Here is a 20,510-nt window from a genome sequence, read left to right on the forward strand (position 1 = left end):
GTCGGTAGCAAAACATTTTAGATCCCCCTCAATCCACGCCAGTTGCTCATGGAGGAAACCCCAAGACCGCACTGGCTCCCCTTAAAAAACGTCAACGGGGCAGAAATCCCCGTAAACAAAAGTTTAAGCAGTTTTGACTTGGCGGAACTTCCAGAAACAGCCAGAAACCCAATTTGTGATCATGTGGGCAATAATTGGTACTAATAAGTTACCAGTTAATAAGGCACTAAACCCCAGCATTAACCCAATAATTGTTGCCCATATCACATAAGGCCATTGTTCCGGTCCACTGAGATGCAAAATACCAAAAGCGAGACTAGATACAATTACCGCTACAGTATCTAAGCCTAAAGCTGGCAGCATGACACCACGAAATAATAGTTCTTCACTTAACGCTGGGAGTAAACCCAACCAAATCAAATCAGGTAAAGCTAAAGGCTTGATGACTATCTCTAAATAATAGTCTGCACTTTTACGGTAGGCGGGGTAAAAGCGATAGGCTAAACCACTTAAGGTTGTGATGATGAATGCTAGCCCTAAGCCTAAGAGTACATCTGTTCCTGAGAAGTACCATCTTAATAAATAAAAATTGCCATAGTTTAACCATACCTTGGCGATTATCCACAAGAGGATTGCAGTCACTCCCATAGCTACTAATACTTGGGTACGTGTCAAGTAGGGAATTTCTGGTTCTTGATTTTGTTGTTCAACCACGAGTTTTTAGGGGAATTAGGACTAGGAAGAGGCAGAGGGGCAGGGTGCAGAGGGGCAGGGGGCAGAGGGGCAGGGTGCAGGGGGCAGAGGGGCAGGGTGCAGGGGGGAATAGGAATGGGAAAACTACATAATAACTGGCTGTAGAGAGGATATTTGAGGACTGAGGGCGGCGGGATTTATCCCAGCTTTGTGGGCTACTAATACACCGACTGCTTCTAAGTATGAGTTTACTTGTAAAGCTGTGATGCCTAAAGCTGGGGCGGGAACTTGGATGAGAGTTTTATTTTCTGCCACAGTAATAATTTGGCATTGCTTTTGGTTTAAACTGATTAACGCGCTACTACCACAAGCGTTTGCAGGTGCGATCGCAGCATCTACTTGATCTGCCCAAATGTCATCTGCTAAAGATTTCATGGACTCTTTATCTATAATAAATTGTGGGGCGCGACTTAAACCCACTAGCACACATGGTAAAAAAGTATAACCTAATTCTTCGGCGGCGGAACGCGGGGATAAATTCGGTTCTGGGGGGGCGCTGGCTAAGGCGGGAGCATGGGCGCAGGGAATTTTGAAGGTGCGGACGATTAAATGGCTAATCACCGCTTCTGCACCGGCTAGAGGGTCTACTCCTTGACCTTGACGATATTTTTGTACTGCCTCTTCATCTATATCATCGGGGAAACGGGCGACAACTGCGATCGCCTCCGCCCCGGCTTTGTTAATTAATATTTCGGCGGCTCTGAGTAAGCTGTCAGGATTGCCAATGGTTCCCCAACTAGCCCCTGATGCAGAAGTGCGTAATTCTACGTTTAGCGGTGCATCAGTAACTACATACTCTGTAAGAGTTAAACCCAGGGTGGCCCTAGCTGCGTCGGCTGCTTGGAGGTGTCGCAGTTGTAATTCCGGTTCAATACCCTGGTCTAAAAGCAAACCTATTTTATTATTCCTAACTGGGCGTAAACCCCAGCATCCAGAGGCAAATTTATCGAGTCCGTAACCTTCCACATACAGCGTATTAGGGAGATTCCAGTACAAACTTGCACCATTGAGGACATTGGGGTGAGTAATCAGGCGATCGCACACCTGTGATATAACTCTAGCTACAGGCAAAGCATCACCAGCATAACCACCAATGGCTGCCCCCACCCCAGTAGGTATAATTAAAATTGCTGTATAAGGACGTTGACTCACTCGGCTGAAGCAGAATCCAATGTTACAACAGCTTCAACAGTTGCTTTTTGCTGGGCTTCATCCACAGAAGTAATCGCCCAACGCAGAGGTTCACCCTGCTTTTGCAACTCAGCTTCAATTTCCTGTTCCAACTCAGTGGAAGTCTCTTGTAAATCAACCTCTGCGGTAATGAAATGAGTTGTCATCGCGGTATGTCCTTTAGATTTCCAGCTTCTAGAATAACTGATATCAGTTACCAGTTATCAAATAACTCCACATTACTGATAACTGATAACTGTTCACTGATTATTTGTCTTTACCAAATTGTAATTGATAAACTATGTCTTCCTTTTCCGTCTCAATTTTTAAATCAGAACGAGGATAAGCGATACAAAGCAAAACATAACCTTGTTTTTGTAGTTCAGAACTAACGCCCATACCATCACTTTGGTCTACAGTTCCCTCAGTAATTTGACCAGCGCAAGTTGTACAAACTCCTGCATTACAAGAATTGGGAAAACCTAAACCAGCAGCTTCAGCCACGGATAAAATTGTTTCATCTTCCGGAACTTGTAAAGTATGAATTTCGCCTTGGTGCTTAATTTCAACAGTGTAAGTCTTGGACATATACAAAACTAGGGGATGCAACGGACAAAATAACTATTTTATCTGATAACTAGACTCATCGGGCAACAAAATTAGACTCATAGCTTTTTGGTAGAGTTTGGCGAATTGATGATCACAGCCAATATCCTAGCAGACTGATTTTACATCACACAGCTAGCGCTACCAAAAAAAACAGCGAAAAAATTGCTTCCCCATATAGGATTTCCCTATTTATTCAGGTACAGATTGATTTATTTGTGTAACCTGCATTCAGGGGCTAAAGCTTCTACATCTGTGCTTGATTCATTATCTGGCTGCGCCACTCCAGCTATGGGTTGCCTGACTCAGGGGAAAACGGCTATAATTTCCCCAAAACCTCAGAGATTTTTTGATCAACCGAAGATAAATTGGTGATTAATTTTCATAATACAGAGCAATGTTGTGAAAATATAATATTATTTATACTGTGGTCATTAGTATTGTTGCTGAAGAGTTTTGGGAAATCTTTTATGTTGGTTTAGGAAGTAAATTAGTTGCTGGTTTTGAACTGGTAAAAAATAAACATCGTCATCATCTCCACATAAAACTCTGAGATTCTCAACTCGCTAACAAGTATTTAGCAGTTATATTTTTATCCAGAAACATCAGGTAAACTTTTATCGCTAAAATTTACCGAAAAATATTTCATAATTAAGAAGAGAACATCCCAATGGAGAACACAAAATGCTAGAACAATACCGTCATGATGTTGCGGAACGCGCCCAACTCGGTATTCCCCCTTTACCATTGGATGCGAAGCAAACCTCTGAACTGTGCGAATTATTGCAAAATCCGCCAGCAGGTGAAGAAGATACATTATTACATTTATTGTGCGATCGCGTGCCACCCGGTGTAGATGAAGCCGCTTATATCAAAGCCGGATTTCTCACCGCCATAGCCAAAGCCGAAATTACCAGTCCCTTAGTTTCCCCCATCGCCGCAGTCGAGTTACTAGGAACAATGGTAGGCGGTTACAATGTGCAATCTCTGATTGATTTGCTGCAAGTTTCCAGTGGAGAATCAGAAAACGGAGAAACACCTTTAGTCATGAAGGGTGAAGGTAGAGAACCCATCGCCGCCCACGCCGCCGCCGCCCTGAGTAAAATCCTTTTGGTGTATGATGCCTTTCATGATGTTTTGGAATTATCCCAAAGCAATCCTTTCGCCAAGCGAGTAGTTGACTCCTGGGCAAATGCAGAATGGTTTACCAGTCGTCCCCCAGTCGCCGAAGCTATTACTGTCACAGTATTTAAAGTCCCTGGGGAAACCAACACCGATGACTTATCCCCAGCCACCCACGCCACCACTCGCCCGGATATTCCCTTACACGCTTTAGCCATGCTAGAGTCGCTGCAACCAGGAAGTTTAGAAACCATTGCCCAGTTAAAGCAAAAAGGACATCCAGTAGCTTACGTTGGCGATGTTGTCGGTACTGGTTCCTCCCGCAAATCTGCCATTAATTCCGTATTGTGGCATTTAGGAAATGATATCCCCTATGTCCCAAACAAACGCGCGGGGGGTTATATTTTAGGTAGTGCGATCGCACCAATTTTCTTTAACACAGCCGAAGATGCCGGTGCTTTGCCCATTCAATGCGATGTCAGCCACCTAGAAACCGGCATGGTAATAACCATCCATCCCTACAAAGGCGAAATCACCAACGAAGCCGGCGAAATCATTTCCACCTTCACCCTCAAACCCGAAACCATCTTTGATGAAGTCCGCGCCGGTGGACGCATTCCCCTACTCATTGGACGTACCCTCACCGACAAAACCCGCGAAACTTTGGGTTTATCACCCAGCACCTTATTTATTCGTCCTCAACAACCCAACGATACAGGCAAAGGCTACACCCTCGCCCAGAAAATGGTCGGTAAAGCTTGCGGTTTACCCGGTGTCCGTCCAGGGACATCTTGCGAACCCCTCATGACCACCGTTGGTTCCCAAGATACCACAGGCCCCATGACCCGCGACGAATTAAAAGAACTCGCCTGTCTCGGTTTCAGTGCAGACTTAGTAATGCAGAGTTTCTGTCACACAGCCGCATATCCCAAACCAGTAGACATTAAAACACACCAAGAACTGCCAGATTTCTTTGCCCAACGCGCAGGTGTCGCCTTACGTCCCGGCGATGGTATCATTCACTCTTGGTTAAACCGGATGCTATTACCCGATACCGTGGGAACAGGCGGCGATTCCCATACCCGCTTCCCCTTGGGAATATCCTTCCCCGCAGGTTCTGGGTTAGTCGCCTTTGCAGGTGCATTGGGTGTCATGCCCCTAGATATGCCAGAATCAGTATTAGTGCGCTTCAAAGGTGAATTGCAACCCGGTATCACCCTCAGAGATATTGTCAACGCCATTCCTTACATCGCCATTCAAAAAGGTTTGCTGACAGTAGAGAAGCAGAACAAGAAAAATATCTACTCAGGGCGCATTCTGGAATTGGAAGGCTTACCAGATTTGAAAGTCGAACAAGCCTTTGAACTCACCGACGCTTCCGCCGAACGTTCTTGTGCAGGTTGTACAATTAAGCTGAGTGTAGAGACAGTTTCTGAATATCTGCGTTCTAACATCACCCTGTTAAAAAACATGGTAGCTAGGGGTTACACAGATGCACGTACCATCATGCGCCGTGTAGCAAAAATGGAAGAATGGTTAGCCAACCCCACCCTCATGGAAGCTGATGCAGATGCAGAGTATGCAGAAATCATTGAAATTGATTTGAACGAAATCACAGAACCCATTGTCGCTGCACCCAATGACCCTGATAATGTCAAATTATTATCAGAAGTTGCCAATGACCCAGTACAAGAAGTATTTGTAGGTTCTTGTATGACCAATATCGGTCATTATCGAGCAACAAGTAAAGTATTAGAAGGTGCTGGTGCAGTGCAAGCCCGGTTGTGGATTTGTCCCCCCACCCGCATGGATGAACATCAATTAAAAGCCGAAGGTGTATATAACATCTTTGAAGCAGCCAATGCGCGGACAGAAATGCCTGGATGTAGTTTATGTATGGGTAATCAGGCGCGAGTAGAAGACGGTACAACTGTATTTTCTACCTCAACCCGGAACTTCAACAACCGTATGGGTAAAGATGCGCGAGTTTACCTTGGTTCGGCAGAATTAGCCGCCGTTTGTGCGTTGCTGGGACGCATTCCCACAGTGCAGGAATACTTAGATATTGTAGCAGAAAAGATTCATCCTTTTGCTGATGATTTGTATCGTTATTTGAACTTCGATCAAATCACCGGTTTTGAGGATGAAGGGAGGGTGATTAGTCAGGAGGAACAGGCAGCTTTGGTATAATGTAATTGGGGTGAGTCTGGATAGACTCACCTGACATACACTTAAACAAGTTAAAATATGTGCAGTACCAAATAGAATTTAAACCCAAAGCAATTAAAGATTTACAGAAAATTCCTGTAAGTGACAGAGAACGCATTATAAATAAAGTTGAAGCAATGCAAGATGATTTACAGGGAGACGTAAAACGCTTAACAAATTTCACACCCGAATATCGTTTAAGAGTAGGTGATTATCGAGTTTTGTTTGAATTAGCAGAACAGACTATCATTATATATAGGGTGAAGCACCGCAGCAAAGCTTATGAATAAAAGGAAGTAAAAAAATGATTGACTTACATCCTGAATTTTTAATAAAAAATGGTGAAAAACAATTTGCAGTTTTACCTTATGAGGAGTTTTTGAAGGTTAAAGAGTTGTTGGAAGATTTGGAAGATTTACGAGATTTAAGAGATGCTAAGGAAGAAGAAAAAGATAGTGTTACAGTAACTTTAGCCGATGTTAAAAAAATGTTCTTAACTTGATACTAGAATGCTTTAATAGAATATTATTTTAGCTTTTCATGATCCTGAAACTAGTAAGTTAACGGAGTTTGCTATGGCTTAATACTTTCTAGACAGTAGCATACTTTATTGGTAGAATTTAGGTAGAGATGTATTTTTACCTAATCCACTGAAATAAATATATTTAGCTAATTTATAATTTGAGGAAAAATTATCAAGATGATTAGATCATGGACACTGGAGTATTTTAAGTCTGTTTTTGAAAAAACAAAATTAGAATTTGCACCATTAACCATATTCTCTGGGGCTAATAGTTCTGGAAAAACAACTATTATACAAAGTTTGCTGTTAACTACTCAGACATTACAAAATTCAGTAAATTCCCGCCCTATCATACTCAACGGTCACATAATAAAGATGGGTTCTTTTAATGATATTGTATCTAATGGAAATAAATCTAAGAGCATTTTGATTGACTTTAACTTAACACCTATTGAATTGAAGAAAGAAACAGCAATTCGCCTTTTGAGAACTTATCCTTTCAGAACAATACAGTCTTTAAAATCAGTTAATTGCAGTTTTAAGTTTTCCTCCATTATTTCGGAGAATGATCAAGAAATCACACAATTGCAACTGCAACCCAGGCTAGAAGAATGTCGAATCAATGTTGAATCAAATATTGATGACAAAGAGAATGAAGAAAAAGAAATTCACATTATTAGAACGAATTTGCAATTAGAAGAAAGATTAAGTAAATATGATATATCTGATGATGATAATAATGCTCAAGAATTGGATATTTTATCTTTAATGTATGAAGTAAAGAAACCTCTTACTTTAAAAGCAAATCGAAGATATTATCGTACACCTCCACAAAATGGAAAGCCAATAGGAGTCTCATTAGCGCATTTTCTTCCTGATCAATTTGCTATAGTATTTGATGCCATAGAAGAACAAGAAAATCAACTACTGGACTTGCTTGCATCAGGTAATATTGAGCAATATACATTGCATAGACTAACAAGAGAGTTCTCATCAAATGAAATTCAAATTGGTACAGAGTTACAAAAAATAATTATTAATTTAATACGAGAATCACAAATAGAAATGAATTTTAATGCTAAGAGTAGACCTGAACATAAGTTTATTACTAAACTAGATACTTTACACAAAGAGTTTTCACGGAACAATCTAGTAGAAGTTTACAACTCTTTATCTAAGGAAGATAAAAAAATAATTACACGAAAATTTCAGGATCAATTGAATGATATTAAAAAATCAATTAAATCCACTAATCAAAATCATGAAAATAAACTAGCTTATTTTCCTTTATCAGAAATGTCTAATATAGCTGTAGATTATATTAGACAGTTTTTTTCCCATTTTGTTAAATATTTGGGACCATTAAGAGATGAACCTAAAGCCATTTATTCTCTTGCAGGAACAACAGATTCAAAAGATATAGGCTATAGGGGTGAACACACTGCTGCTGTTTTGGAAGTTCATAGTACAACGAAGATAAAATATATACCTAGTGAAGAATTTGAAACTGGTAATTTTAGTCCAAAAGTCATTGATGCTACTTTATCTGAAGCTGTATTAAACTGGCTAAAATACATGGGTATAGCTAGTCATTTTCAAACCTCTGATAAGGGTGTATTAGGTTATGAACTTAAAGTAGCCATATCAGACACTCAATCTCTACATGATCTTACTCATGTTGGAGTTGGGGTTAGTCAAGTTTTACCAATTTTAGTTCAATCACTTTTAGCTGAAAGTGGTTCAACACTCATTTTTGAACAACCAGAACTTCATCTGCACCCAAAAGTACAAACTCGTTTAGCTGACTTTTTCATATCAATGACCATGTTAAATAAGCAATGTATTGTTGAAACTCATAGTGAGTATTTAATTAACCGACTTAGATATCTTTCTGCTAATTCTGAAGATAATCAAATCCATAAAGATGTAATTATTTATTTTGTGGAAAAACAAGGTGAAAAATCTAAATATCGCCCTGTTAGAATTAATGACTTTGGGGTAATAGAAAACTGGCCTAAAGGTTTCTTTGATGAAAGTGAACAAAATTCTAGAGCTATTATTAAGGCTGCTATGGAAAAACGAAAAAGAAATTTACAAAAAAATAACATATAGAATCAAGATAATAACAAATGAAAGTTTTTTGCATCGATCCATTTTTACTGGCTTATCCTCGTCTTAGTGAGAACACTAATAACTGTTCAGACCAATTTGAGAACTATATTAATACTCTAGTTCAATGGGGAGAATTTATAGATGATAATAAAGAGAGAGAAAATTTTTATATATCTTTTATAACTGCTGATGTTTTAGCACAAGTTAATGGATACCCTGAATGGGAAGAGTTAGAAAGAATAATTAATCATCTTAATCTTAGTCAGATTATACAACCTCATGATATTCATACTCTAATTAATAATATTATTAACTTACCCTGTATAGAAGATAAGATTAATATTCAAGAAATTCTGTTTGATAACGAACAAGTTCAATGTCATCCTTGCAATTACCTTTTGGAAAGAGAACCTATTTTTCAAGAAAATTATTATAGAATAGCAATTTTAGAATGTCTATTGGAAACTTTGACTGATGAGCAAGTAATTCATAAATTATTACTTACTCGTCATCATACTAATAATAGTCAAAATATAATTTTAAAAGCTGAAGTTTTAGATTACGATTTAATTGATAAATCACAAGGTATAAATTTATATAAACCTTATTTGGTTGAATCTGAATTAATTTATTGTATAAATCCAGAATATATCTCAACTTTATATGATTCAGTTTTAGAAGAAATAATTGATATATGGCAAAATTCCACTTCAGAGACAATTTATGTTAATGCTATTAAAAGATATATTAAGGATGCAAACTCCAAACTTGAACAACCAAAAGCTGAAAATGATATTGTATCTTGGTCTTTTGGGACTAAATTTGTAGAAACTATAAAAAATCTAGGTTTTGCAAATGAAGATAGAAAAATAAAAATGTTATTACGTTCTTGCGCTGAAACTATCTTAGAGGAAAATCTAAGTGATACTCATTGGTTGAGAACAGGTAAAGGTGCAAAGACTGCTCAAAGAGAAAGAAACGATAAAGCAAAAGCGTGGAGAAGAGATATTGATTATGAATATCATTTACATTATTGGAAAAGAACAAATAATAAAATAGAGTTTGCATCTATTGTTATACATAATGATATGAAAATTCCTGAATGAACAGTATTTTGTGTTAGAGAGTAAGGGGTGCGAGTTCATTTTTTTGTTTATGAGTTGGAAGTGCGAACGCTATACTAAAACTTTAGCATCACTAAACGCAGGTTTAATAAACTCTTCCTTTAAAAAATTTGCCCAGATACTTCAAAATATTTAACATGAGTTAAATGCTGTGATTTTCCTGCTATTCTTCCCAAATACACCCCAATTATAGTTAATCCTACTTCTAGGATCACCCAACCATTGTCAGATCACAATCAGTCTGTGTCTTCACCCAAGAACTTGTAGCCATTTAGTGCGATAATGAACGGGTGAGGAAAAGAACGGACTTGGTTTAATGACTAAGGAGAAAACAATATGAAACTCCAGCTATTCGCAGCTATAGCTTTAGCAACTCCCCTAATTTTTACTGGCTCAGTTAAAGCTGGAAATTACCAGGATTTACAAAGGTTAAATTTGACCAGAGAATGTGTGCAGTGCGATTTATCAGGAGTTAACCTCCAAGGCGCTCATTTAATTGGTGCTGACCTCCGAGGCGCAAATCTCTCTGGAGCTAACCTGGAAGGAGTCAATCTTGAAGGCGCAGATTTAACTAATGCTAATTTGAAAGGCGCAAATTTAACTAATGCTTTTCTTACCAACGTTAATTTTAAAGCAGCTAATCTCAACGGAGCTAATCTCACCAGCGCTCAAATTTACGACTCCAATGTATATGGAGCATCAATGGATAATATGATTATCACTGATGCCGAAATCTATCACACTGGTATCGGTATTGGTGGAGATGCAGCAGATATGTTCCCCGATTGGGACTAGTACCTGTGTAGAGAAATCAGGAAACACATAAATTGGGCTGGGCTAGGAAGTGTTCGTAAATCAGCCCTCTACTTCCCTCAACCCAAGACTTAACTTTTCATTTTTCCTTGGTAAAGTTTTCCGGTTTGTTGAATATTCTTCACTTCAGACATAGGGTTACTGATCAGGCAAAAATGTGGTTATTTTGTTTTAGTTGAAAAAATTATAGTCTTTAATTATAAACCTATATCAAATCGTCATTATAATCAGTATATTTGAATACATAAAAACTTTGATGAGAGATTAAAATTAATTATCCATCACTGAATTGACGAACACGGCTTAAGATAGCTTTAATATCAGTTAAAATCAGCGTTTAAACTTGTATAAATGTGAGGTAGTCTGATTTTGACATGATTTGTGCTTGAATGAGTACGATTGTCAGAACTCCGCTCTCAAGATCAGTGGCTTAGTGCCTCGCCTTTAGATAGCTGACCTGACACGGTATGGGATAATCACAATCTGAGTATTCCAGTTGATTCACAAAATCCAGAACTCAGAAAGCTCATTTGAAGATATCTTCCGGCTTTCTGTCTTCTCTGCTCATACTGACTGTCTACCTTGTAGTTGATGCAGTCTAGCTGATCAGGCAATTATGGTTATAGGACACTAAACCCTTTTGTGAACCAAACCCAGTTGTATTGATGCCCTCGTGCATTGCCTAATCAACAGCCTTTTGGTTGTCATTGTCCGGATTAGATAAACTCAACTGTTAAATTTATAGGAGTGAAAATGCAAGAACCGGAATTCACAGAAACCAAATCTAAAGAGACAGCAGTGCCAGATATCAACCACCAAACAGGAACTATTACCAAACTCCAACGTCCTGTGCAGTCTCAAGAGCAATGGCAAAAGTACGGTGAACAAATTTCTGCTTTTTTAGCAACACTACCGGATTACCTGGGAGGCTTTTTTAATCAATATCAGCAGCCCCTGGTTAGTGTTGGTTTAATTGTCGGTGCAATTGTTTCTGTTAAGGTACTCTTGGCAGTATTAGACTCTTTAAATGATATTCCTTTAGTAGCTCCTACCTTTGAATTGATTGGTATTGGCTATTCTGCTTGGTTTGTTTACCGCTATTTGCTCAAGGCCTCGACCCGGAAAGAGCTAACTAGTGAAATCACAACTCTCAAGTCTCAAGTTGTCGGTAAAAATGCTCCGGAAGCTTAAGTAATTCTTGCGGAAATACCCCCAGAGCCACTACGCTGGACTGGGGGTTAATCATAGAATTAGAGGCATTAAGTCAGCCCTTACCATGAGAAAATCTGGGAGATTTTTTATTTATCTGCCGGTGGCAATACTCGCAGTAAACTGGGAATGCTATCGATCGCTTCTAAGTTCTCAATTTCTGCTAGGGCTTGCCGAAAATTCCCTTCTCGGACATCATGAGTGACCACAACAATTTCTACTAGTTCTCCCTGAAAGCCTGTTTGGACGATTGACTCTAAGCTAACGCCATAGTTGCCAAAGCAAGTACCCAGTTTACCAATGACTCCGGGTTGATCTTGGGTGAGAAATCGGGCATAAAACCGGGTTACAAGTTCTGTAATGGGGGCAATTTGACAGTAGTCGAGGTGTCCACAAGTTAACAGGGGATTGGGGTTGGCTGTACTAGTTTTGAGGACAGCGACTAAGTTTAAAATATCTGAGGTGACGGCACTAGCTGTAGCACCAGCACCAGCACCGGGTCCAAAAAGCATTACCTGCCCGATGGGTTCTCCTTCGACGAGAATGGCATTATAAACACCGTTAATACTAGCTAATGGATGGGCTTTGGGTACTAAGGTGGGATGAACTCTGACGGAGAGGGGATCTGAGGCTGTGTATTGTTTAGCGATCGCTAATAATTTAATCACAAATCCCAATTTTTCGGCGTAGGTAATATCTGTCTTGCTGACTTGTCTAATACCTTCACAATGGACATCGTTGAGGTTAATACGTCCACCAAAGCCCAATGATGCCAGGATAGCAATTTTATCGGCTGCGTCTAAACCGTCTACATCAGCTGTGGGGTCAGCTTCGGCATAACCTAATCTTTGGGCATCAGCTAAGACATCGCTGAAGTTGCTCCCTTCCGTTTGCATCCTGGTGAGGATGTAATTAGTTGTACCGTTAACGATGCCAGTAATAGTATTAATACGGTTAACGCTTAGGGACTGCTTCAGGGGTTGAATCACTGGGATACCGCCGCCCACAGCAGCTTCTAACATCACATATACCCCGGCTTGGTTGGCAGTGGTAAAAATTTCTGCCCCAAAACGTGCGATCGCGGCTTTATTGGCGGTGACGACGTGCTTACCATTATTTAAAGCTTGGAGAATTAGCGATCGCGCTGGTTCCAGACCACCGATCAACTCCACAACTATATCCACAGCCGGATCATTAACAATGGATTCCAAATCTGTAGTTAAAACATCTTCTGGTAATTCCACATCACGGATTTTTTCGAGCGATCGCACTCCCACCCGATATATTTCTACTTCCTGCAATAACGGGTTACGTCCCACCACATCTTGCAGTAACTGCACCGTACCTGTACCGACAGTGCCTAAACCTAATATTCCTAGTTTCACTCCCACAAATTTTGCACCCTATTTTCTCAGATGTCCATATAAAACAATTGTAGGGTGGGTTGTTCACCCACCCCACTTATTATGTTTTTATGATTGTTAGTCGTCTTCATCAAATGACTACAGACTAACTTAGTAAGTTTCTACGTGCCAGCGATGAGCTTTCTTAAGCGTCTTCTGATAATCACTCCACACTATTCCTTCCTTAGCAGCAGCAGCAGTCAGCGCTTCATCAATACCACCTTCCATACCACGCAAACCGCAGATGTAAGTATGGGTTTTTTCTTCTTTAATCAACTGCCACAATTCATCAGCGTGTTCTGCCACCCGGTCTTGGATATACATTCTACCACCTTCGGGATTTTTCTGTTCCCGGCTGATAGCATAGGTGAGGCGGAAATTATCAGGATACTTCTCCTGCATTTCTTCCAGTTCTTCTTTATATAAGATGTTCGGACTGGTGGGAACACCAAATATCAGCCAAGAGAATCCTTTAAACTGGTACTCTGGGTTAGCAGCTTTTTCTGCATCCTTAAACATCCGCCACAAGTAAGCCCGCATAGGAGCAATACCTGTTCCAGTTGCCATCATAATCACTTTGGCTTCCGGATCTTCGGGTAGCAACATTTCCTTACCCACTGGCCCAGTGATTTTCACCTCTGCGCCGGGTTCAAGTTGAGTCAGGTGAGTAGAACAAACACCGTAAACTGTTTCGCCTGTTTCTGGGTGCTTGTACTCCAACTGGCGCACACACAGCGATACTGTTTTATCATCCACATCATCGCCATGACGAGTGGAAGCAATAGAATATAGTCTAAGTTTTTCTGGCTTGCCGTTCTTATCTACACCTGGGGGAATAATACCAATACTTTGACCTTCAACGTATTTCAAATCACCGCCAGACAGGTCGAACTTAAGGTGCTGAACAATACCAATACCGTCTTTTTGGACTAATGGTTCATTAGATATACACTTACCAACGAATGGAGCATTAGGACGGTAAATATTGACAGGAACGTCAGCGCCTTTTTTGGCTTTCGCTTGAGTCATGGTGTTGCCTTTTTTGTCCTTCTTTTTAGGCTGTTCTTCAGCTGCTGGTTTAGCAAAGCCTTTGACTTCACTATTAGCATTCACAGGTGTGGCTTTACCATTTTTCTCGCTGTTAGCAGCTGTTTCAGATGTAACTAAAGACTCCTTGCTGTTTTCAGCACTCTCACCAGAGGCTTTACCATTAAGTTGTTCTAGAGTACTTACAGATTGGATACTAACGATTTTGCCGCCCAGGCGAGTGATCCGTCGCATTTCTTGATTCATGCGGTTGTAAGGTACTCTGATGAACACACTGCCACTTTTACGAATTGGGTAGTTCATTTGATTGGTTTCTTCGTTCTGGCGCAGACCCACCACCTCGTAAACGAAGACGCGGCTACCTAATTCTGTGTTGGCAGCACCCTCAACAGCACCTTGATTGTACATTCGTTCTAACACTCCGATTTTTACTTAACCGTTTCTCAAAAAAATTCTTTCCTTTTGCCAGTTTTTAGTTTATAGGATTTTTGGTAACCAAAACTGACTCTCTAGGAAAGCGGCATTATGAGTTAATGCCGTGCTGGGTTCACTCACCAAAGACACGCAAGGATAGCAAAAAACACACCTGTTCACCTTCTAAGGTAAAGGATAAGTCTTTGGCAGAATGTTAATAATGAGTCAATTTAATCTTTTTTTCGTGAAACGCTACTCCGATCAGGGAGATGAATTTCAACCACCCACAGGGTAAGATACAGTGACTTTTTGTAATCCCTAGCCATAAAGGGAAGGGGATTTTTGAAGAGTCCACAAAAGAACTTTCAATGGTGTTGGCAAAACACCTTAAACGCTCAAAATGACTACCTTGACTCAAGGCATAGTAATGGCGCTGACTTTTAACTTTTTGGCTTTCCGAACCCATCACCTAGCTCAGTGGCTACGCTCAACATCCTATCTTTATTTGCTTCTTAACTGTTCAGGTTAGCCTGATCCGTCTGTTGCCGGGATTGCTCCGCACTAGGATGTTTCAACACGCTGATGGTGATTCTTACTTACAGGACTTATTATATCACTGGCAGTTAATTCAAATTAGCTGATTTAGAAAAATTGACTGCTCAAACAAATTATACCTGATAACTAGAAATATCCGCAGGACACCTAAGTATGAAGATGTTGATACAATACTTTTAGGTGATTATTCCAGGTAATTGCAAATTAATAACTAGATTCTTTTCCAGAGTAAATCTTGTTATGGAATACCCCCTTCTGTTAAAATCAAAGCACTACTAGGATTAAATACTTACCAGCCAGCAAGGAATTAAATATTAATTAGATGAGAGACAACTATTACTTGGTTGTCTGCCCGTCTAAATATGCCACAGCCCTGCTGAGTAGCAAGAACACAGGATCTACCAATGGGGTAAACTCCTGGTTTCAAAGTCTTCTGTGTCAGAAACCCCACGGCTTTAGTCGGGGGCTTGAAAAAGTCCTAATCTGACCAAGGATTTAGTCTTAACTGACTAGTTTTAAGGGATAGTCTTCCATATCTAACAGGGAATGCGTAGTTAGTTCTCTGTTCTGCAACCAAACGATTAAACAGGCTTACAGGGGTTAAACCAGTATCGTGGGAAAGTAACAACCTTAAACATTAGCAAGGCTAATACTGGAGTAGCAAGGCGATTCCCCACATCTAGGCAAATGGGTAAGTACTACTTCTGGAGCCTTTCCCACCCCGAAAGGGTGATGGTAAATAAATTTACCCGCGCCTGACCTCCATGTTTAAAACCGGAAGCTTCCCCAATGCGGAAGTTTTGGTGAAAAAATATTGATTGACACATTTAGTATTTAGAGGAAATTTATGACAACTAAGCCGGAACGCGTGGTATTGATTGGAGTCGCCGGAGACTCTGGATGCGGTAAATCTACCTTTTTGCGTCGTTTAATAGATTTATTTGGTGAAGAGTTCATGACGGTTATCTGCTTAGATGACTATCATTCCCTAGATCGCAAACAGCGTAAAGAAACTGGGATAACTGCACTTGACCCCAGGGCTAACAATTTTGACCTCATGTATGAGCAAATCAAAGCCCTGAAAGAAGGTCAAGTAATTGATAAGCCGATTTATAACCACGAAACCGGCTTGATTGATCCTCCAGAGCGGATTGAGCCAAATCATATTATCGTGGTGGAAGGTTTACATCCTTTATATGATGAAAGGGTACGAGAACTCCTAGACTTCAGTGTATATTTCGATATTAGTGATGAAGTCAAAATTGCCTGGAAAATCCAACGGGATATGGCAGAAAGGGGACACCGTTATGAAGATGTTTTAGCTCAAATCAATTCTCGTAAACCCGATTTTGAAAAGTTCATCGAGCCACAAAGAGAATTTGCTGATGTGGTGCTTCAGGTACTGCCGACAAACCTGATTAAAAATGATACAGAACGTAAGGTGCTACGGGTACGTATGCTCCAACGTGAAGACAAAGAAGGTTTTGAGCCAAGCTACTTGTTTGATGAAGGATCAACCATTAATTGGACTCCTTGCGGACGCAAACTAACTTGTTCATACCCTGGTATGCAAATGTACTATGGTTCCGATGTCTACTATGGTCGCTACGTCTCAGTATTAGAAATAGACGGTCAATTCGATAACCTTGATGAAGTTATTTATATCGAAACCCATCTAAGTAAGACATCCACTAAATATCAAGGTGAGATGACTCACTTGCTACTCCAACACCGTGAGTATCCAGGTTCTAACAATGGAACTGGGTTATTCCAAGTGCTGACAGGTTTAAAAATGCGTGCGGCTTACGAGCGGTTGACAGCAAAAGAAGCAAAACTAGCTGTTGAAGTTTAAGTAGGCGGTGCTGCGATCGCAGCTTTCGGGGGTACTTCTGGGTTTCCCCCTTTTTTATATCAAAAAAAATATTTCAAATCATCACCCATACTCCATCGTGGGTCTGACTGTAAGTTTTGTCAGTCCTTGAATAAGTCTCTCCTACGGCGATCGCAAACTAGGGAGTCTCAAGCATAAAATACTTAATCTAAATTTGTAACTTTTAAAAAATTGCAGAAATCTTGTTATGATTTCATACATCAGTTGCTGAACTAAATAAATTACAGAAATTTAGTCAGTAATAATTTTTGAACAGGAGGAATTCTCTTTGTCTAGACGCTATTTATTTACCTCCGAATCAGTAACAGAAGGTCATCCAGATAAGATTTGCGATCAGATTTCTGATACAATTCTCGATACCTTACTGGCAGAAGATCCCAGCAGTCGTGTAGCGGCTGAGGTGGTAGTTAATACTGGCTTAGTGCTGATTACTGGTGAAATTACTAGTAAAGCTAATGTGAATTACGTTAATCTTGCCCGGAAGAAAATAGCCGAAATTGGCTATACTGATGCTGTTAACGGCTTTTCCGCCGACAGCGCCAGTGTTCTAGTGGCCTTAGATGAACAATCAGCCGATATCGCCCAAGGTGTAAATACTGCCCAAGAAACACGCCAAGAAAATAGTGAAGAACTATTCGACTCTGTGGGTGCGGGTGATCAAGGTATCATGTTTGGCTTTGCCTGCAACGAAACACCAGAATTGATGCCCTTACCCATCAGTCTGGCTCATCGCTTGGCGCGGCGACTGACAACAGCTCGTAAATCAGGCAAGTTGCCATACCTGCGACCAGACGGTAAAACACAAGTAAGTGTAGTCTATGAAGACGGTCGTCCTGTAGGTATTGATACGATTCTGATTTCCACTCAGCATACAGAGAGTATCGGGGAAATCACTGATGAAGCAGCAATACAAGCCAAGATTAAACAAGACCTCTGGTCAGTAGTAGTCGAACCTATTTTTGGTGACATTGACGTTAAGCCAAGTCAGGAAACACGTTTCTTGGTTAACCCCACTGGCAAATTTGTCATTGGTGGACCTCAAGGAGATTCTGGACTCACCGGACGGAAAATTATTGTTGATACATACGGTGGCTATTCCCGACATGGCGGCGGCGCTTTTTCGGGTAAGGACCCCACAAAGGTAGACCGTTCTGCGGCTTATGCGGCTCGCTACATGGCTAAAAACATTGTTGCAGCTGGGTTAGCCGAAAAGTGCGAGGTGCAGCTGAGTTATGCCATTGGTGTAGCGCGACCAGTCAGCATTTTCCTGGAAACCTTTGGGACTGGGAAAGTGGATGATGAAACCTTGCTGAATTTAGTTCAAGACCAGTTTGAACTACGTCCAGCTGGAATTATCCATGTGTTCAATTTACGGAACTTACCAAGTGAACGAGGCGGACGTTTTTATCAGGACATCGCGGCTTACGGTCACTTTGGGCGCGATGATTTAGATTTACCTTGGGAACGCACTGATAAAGTGGAATTGTTGCAGAAACTAGTCACACAGTCGTTGTCAGCTGCGATCGCTTAAAATGACAGCAGTAGGTAAAAATTAAGTATCAGGGGGGCAATTGCCCCTTTTATTCCTTCCCTATCTTGACATACCTCCTCGTCCTAAAGAAGCGAGGATTCCTTGACACTTCGGTGGAACACGCCACAAGTGGTCTTATCATCCCTCCATGTCCGTTTAAAGTCTCCCAATGCCCTATGGCGACTATGCCCAAATTTTAACATAAAGCCGTCCTAGAACGACGGGGCTTGTATCCCATTATTTTCGGTCAACGAGTATGGGGAAAAACAATTGGTAAAACAGGAATCCCATAACTTAGAATCAGAAAAAGTTCAAATTCCTGTCCGTAAGAAATCAACAAAAAACAATAATCTTCCACAACCCGCCTCAAATTTCCATCTACATCTGTGATTAATTAATTTTTCGGTGTATCTGACTCAGGTGAGAACTGCTATAGTGGTGACTAGGTTTGACCAAAAATATGGGATTCAAGCCCCGTCCTTCTAGGACGGCTTTTTATTCGATTTCAATTTTCTGATCAGTTCTCTCAATATGTCGGACTTAGTTCTCCCGGTTTCTTGGCAGTAAGTCTCAATTATTCCAAACTCTTCGTCAGTTAGTCGAAAAAATATACTCTTTTTCATGGCTTTTGTATATCTATATGATATACAATAATAGCAGGAGGATTGAAGAATGAAAGCAAGACACCAATATCGTTTCTACCCAACAGACCAACAGCAACAGAGTTTAGCTCAGTTGTTTGGTTGCGTTCGTGTGGTTTGGAATGATGCTCTGGCTCTCTGTAAGCAGTCTGATAAATTGCCAAGTAATAACGATTTGCAAAAATTAGTAATTACTCAAGCCAAAAAGACCGATGAACGTACCTGGTTATCCGAGGTATCAAATATCCCACTACAACAATCAGTTGCAGATTTGGGTGTTGCCTACAAAAACTTTTTTGATTCCATTAAGGGCAAAAGAAAAGGCAAAAAACTAGGTAGTCCGAAGTTTAAAAAGAAAACCAATCAACAATCAGCACGGTTTAGAATTGGTGGTTTTTCAATTAAAGGGGATGATGTCTATTTAGCCAAAATTGGCAACGTTAGCCCTATTTGGTCTAGAGATTTACCAGCGTCACCTAGTTCTTGTACTGTCGTAAAGGATTGCGCTAATCGCTATTTTCTCAGCTTTGTAGTAGAAGTTGAACCAGTTAATATTGACGCTAAAAACCAAAGCATAGGTATTGATTTAGGGATAAAAACTTTTGCTTTTATGAGCAATGGGGAGAAAGCAGAAAGTCCTAATTATTCCGTTTCGGACAAAAAAATCCGCAAACTCCAAAAGAAGTTAGCGCGGCAACAAAAAGACTCGCGGCGTAGAACTAGAACTAGAATTAAAATTGCAAAGTTGCACAATGAAATTGCAGATACCCGTAAAGACTTCTTGCACAAACTATCTACCAAAATAGTTAGCGAAAATGAAACCATTGTTTTGGAAGATTTAAACGTGTCAGGAATGGTTAAAAATCGCAAACTTTCCAGAGCGATTAGTCAGCAAGGGTGGAGAGAGTTTAGAACGTTATGTGAGGCTAAATCTCAAAAATACAGTCGTGATTTTGTGGTTATAAGTCGATGGGAACCAACTAGTCAAGTTTGTTCTGAGTGTGGTTATAAATGGGGTAAGCTTGATTTAAAAGTTCGGAAGGTTCAGTGTCTAAATTGTGGCACTGAACACGACCGGGACGAGAATGGAGCAAAAAATATAAATAAAGCTTGCACTGAGCCAAGCCGAAGTGTCGGGATAGGGCATTGCCACGACTTTAAACGGACACGGATCGACGGTAAGACTACTTCGGTAGCGAGTTGAAATGATGTGTCAAGAATCCCCGCGCGTTTACGCCGGGGAGTATGTCAATATTCAGGGATTTTTTTGCTTCTACAACCGTCAATCCCTCATCTAGTCATGAAAATTATCGAGTCAGCAGTTCCTTGAGCTTTTTATGCCAAAAGATAATGTTAAATGCTAATGATCAATCAATGTGATCGTCAAA

At 40.4% G+C, this 20,510-nt stretch carries 18 protein-coding genes; 11 read left to right on the forward strand and 7 right to left on the reverse strand.

Features of this window, described 5'->3' with window-relative positions:
* Nucleotides 1-123: 123 nt before the first annotated feature.
* The 4 genes from VB620_RS03065 to VB620_RS03080 form a co-directional block, all read right to left on the reverse strand.
* Nucleotides 124-714: a CPBP family intramembrane glutamic endopeptidase gene (locus tag VB620_RS03065; RefSeq protein WP_323194661.1), complete on the reverse strand. Its 591-nt coding sequence runs from the start codon at nt 712-714 to the stop codon at nt 124-126.
* A 123-nt stretch (nt 715-837) separates the two neighbouring features.
* The gene (locus VB620_RS03070) at nt 838-1,905 is read right to left on the reverse strand and encodes a DUF3326 domain-containing protein (protein ID WP_323194662.1); all 1,068 of its coding nucleotides are present in this window, start codon (nt 1,903-1,905) and stop codon (nt 838-840) included.
* Nucleotides 1,902-2,090, reverse strand: coding sequence for a hypothetical protein (locus VB620_RS03075; RefSeq protein WP_323194663.1), 189 nt, complete (start codon nt 2,088-2,090; stop codon nt 1,902-1,904). Before VB620_RS03075 ends, VB620_RS03070 begins: the two co-directional genes overlap by 4 nt.
* Before the next feature lie 100 nt (nt 2,091-2,190).
* On the reverse strand, nt 2,191-2,511 hold the full coding sequence (locus tag VB620_RS03080; RefSeq protein WP_323194664.1) for a 2Fe-2S iron-sulfur cluster-binding protein: 321 nt from the start codon (nt 2,509-2,511) through the stop codon (nt 2,191-2,193).
* Nucleotides 2,512-2,956: 445 nt separating this feature from the next.
* Between VB620_RS03080 and VB620_RS03085 the strand changes: the two genes are divergently transcribed.
* From VB620_RS03085 to VB620_RS03120, 8 genes are all read left to right on the forward strand, one after another.
* On the forward strand, nt 2,957-3,082 hold the full coding sequence (locus VB620_RS03085) for a hypothetical protein (protein ID WP_323194665.1): 126 nt from the start codon (nt 2,957-2,959) through the stop codon (nt 3,080-3,082).
* 131 nt (nt 3,083-3,213) lie between these two features.
* Complete coding sequence (acnB, locus tag VB620_RS03090; protein ID WP_323194666.1) at nt 3,214-5,841, forward strand: bifunctional aconitate hydratase 2/2-methylisocitrate dehydratase; 2,628 nt, start codon at nt 3,214-3,216, stop codon at nt 5,839-5,841.
* A gap of 59 nt (nt 5,842-5,900) precedes the next feature.
* Nucleotides 5,901-6,149, forward strand: coding sequence for a type II toxin-antitoxin system RelE family toxin (locus VB620_RS03095; protein ID WP_323194667.1), 249 nt, complete (start codon nt 5,901-5,903; stop codon nt 6,147-6,149).
* A 14-nt stretch (nt 6,150-6,163) separates the two neighbouring features.
* Entirely contained in the window at nt 6,164-6,361 is a 198-nt protein-coding gene (locus VB620_RS03100; protein ID WP_323194668.1) for a type II toxin-antitoxin system Phd/YefM family antitoxin, read from the forward strand.
* A gap of 198 nt (nt 6,362-6,559) precedes the next feature.
* Nucleotides 6,560-8,494, forward strand: coding sequence for an AAA family ATPase (locus VB620_RS03105; RefSeq protein WP_323194669.1), 1,935 nt, complete (start codon nt 6,560-6,562; stop codon nt 8,492-8,494).
* Nucleotides 8,495-8,511: 17 nt separating this feature from the next.
* A complete protein-coding gene (locus VB620_RS03110) occupies nt 8,512-9,600 on the forward strand; it encodes a hypothetical protein (protein WP_323194670.1) in 1,089 nt (362 codons plus the stop codon).
* Between the two features lie 354 nt (nt 9,601-9,954).
* Complete coding sequence (locus tag VB620_RS03115; RefSeq protein WP_323194671.1) at nt 9,955-10,413, forward strand: pentapeptide repeat-containing protein; 459 nt, start codon at nt 9,955-9,957, stop codon at nt 10,411-10,413.
* 771 nt (nt 10,414-11,184) lie between these two features.
* Nucleotides 11,185-11,622, forward strand: coding sequence for a CAAD domain-containing protein (locus VB620_RS03120; protein ID WP_323194672.1), 438 nt, complete (start codon nt 11,185-11,187; stop codon nt 11,620-11,622).
* A 107-nt stretch (nt 11,623-11,729) separates the two neighbouring features.
* On the opposite strand, the gene VB620_RS03125 is transcribed toward VB620_RS03120, so the two are convergent.
* The 3 genes from VB620_RS03125 to VB620_RS03135 all read right to left on the reverse strand — a co-directional run bounded on the left by VB620_RS03125 (nt 11,730) and on the right by VB620_RS03135 (nt 15,886).
* Nucleotides 11,730-13,031 (reverse strand): homoserine dehydrogenase, encoded by a 1,302-nt coding sequence (locus tag VB620_RS03125; protein ID WP_323194673.1) that lies wholly within the window; start codon nt 13,029-13,031, stop codon nt 11,730-11,732.
* A 123-nt stretch (nt 13,032-13,154) separates the two neighbouring features.
* Complete coding sequence (gene petH / locus VB620_RS03130; RefSeq protein WP_323194786.1) at nt 13,155-14,498, reverse strand: ferredoxin--NADP reductase; 1,344 nt, start codon at nt 14,496-14,498, stop codon at nt 13,155-13,157.
* Between the two features lie 1,259 nt (nt 14,499-15,757).
* Nucleotides 15,758-15,886, reverse strand: a complete 129-nt coding sequence (locus VB620_RS03135) for a hypothetical protein (RefSeq protein ID WP_323194674.1) — start codon at nt 15,884-15,886, stop codon at nt 15,758-15,760.
* Nucleotides 15,887-15,906: 20 nt separating this feature from the next.
* On the opposite strand from VB620_RS03135, the gene VB620_RS03140 reads away from it, so the two are divergent.
* The 3 genes from VB620_RS03140 to VB620_RS03150 all read left to right on the forward strand — a co-directional run bounded on the left by VB620_RS03140 (nt 15,907) and on the right by VB620_RS03150 (nt 20,326).
* Nucleotides 15,907-16,911 carry a phosphoribulokinase gene (locus VB620_RS03140; RefSeq protein ID WP_323194675.1) on the forward strand — a complete coding sequence of 335 codons (1,005 nt, stop codon included), beginning with the start codon at nt 15,907-15,909 and terminating at the stop codon, nt 16,909-16,911.
* Nucleotides 16,912-17,218: 307 nt separating this feature from the next.
* Nucleotides 17,219-18,481: a methionine adenosyltransferase gene (gene metK / locus VB620_RS03145; protein ID WP_323194676.1), complete on the forward strand. Its 1,263-nt coding sequence runs from the start codon at nt 17,219-17,221 to the stop codon at nt 18,479-18,481.
* Nucleotides 18,482-19,153: 672 nt separating this feature from the next.
* Nucleotides 19,154-20,326, forward strand: a complete 1,173-nt coding sequence (locus VB620_RS03150; RefSeq protein WP_323194677.1) for an RNA-guided endonuclease InsQ/TnpB family protein — start codon at nt 19,154-19,156, stop codon at nt 20,324-20,326.
* Nucleotides 20,327-20,510 lie beyond the last annotated feature (184 nt).

It is taken from the genome of Nodularia harveyana UHCC-0300 (assembly GCF_034931085.1).
In the GTDB taxonomy this organism is placed as follows: Bacteria; Cyanobacteriota; Cyanobacteriia; order Cyanobacteriales; family Nostocaceae; genus Nodularia; species Nodularia harveyana.

Bases quoted from the DNA above. Each gene is read 5' to 3' on its own strand.
- petH (WP_323194786.1), bottom strand. From the start codon at position 14,498: ATGTACAATCAAGGTGCTGTTGAGGGTGCTGCCAACACAGAATTAGGT.
- VB620_RS03150 (WP_323194677.1), top strand. From the start codon at position 19,154: ATGAAAGCAAGACACCAATATCGTTTCTACCCAACAGACCAACAGCAA.
- VB620_RS03135 (WP_323194674.1), bottom strand. From the start codon at position 15,886: ATGTGTCAATCAATATTTTTTCACCAAAACTTCCGCATTGGGGAAGCT.
- VB620_RS03075 (WP_323194663.1), bottom strand. From the start codon at position 2,090: ATGACAACTCATTTCATTACCGCAGAGGTTGATTTACAAGAGACTTCC.
- VB620_RS03120 (WP_323194672.1), top strand. From the start codon at position 11,185: ATGCAAGAACCGGAATTCACAGAAACCAAATCTAAAGAGACAGCAGTG.
- VB620_RS03105 (WP_323194669.1), top strand. From the start codon at position 6,560: ATGATTAGATCATGGACACTGGAGTATTTTAAGTCTGTTTTTGAAAAA.
- acnB (WP_323194666.1), top strand. From the start codon at position 3,214: ATGCTAGAACAATACCGTCATGATGTTGCGGAACGCGCCCAACTCGGT.
- VB620_RS03110 (WP_323194670.1), top strand. From the start codon at position 8,512: ATGAAAGTTTTTTGCATCGATCCATTTTTACTGGCTTATCCTCGTCTT.
- VB620_RS03100 (WP_323194668.1), top strand. From the start codon at position 6,164: ATGATTGACTTACATCCTGAATTTTTAATAAAAAATGGTGAAAAACAA.
- VB620_RS03140 (WP_323194675.1), top strand. From the start codon at position 15,907: ATGACAACTAAGCCGGAACGCGTGGTATTGATTGGAGTCGCCGGAGAC.
- VB620_RS03115 (WP_323194671.1), top strand. From the start codon at position 9,955: ATGAAACTCCAGCTATTCGCAGCTATAGCTTTAGCAACTCCCCTAATT.
- VB620_RS03080 (WP_323194664.1), bottom strand. From the start codon at position 2,511: ATGTCCAAGACTTACACTGTTGAAATTAAGCACCAAGGCGAAATTCAT.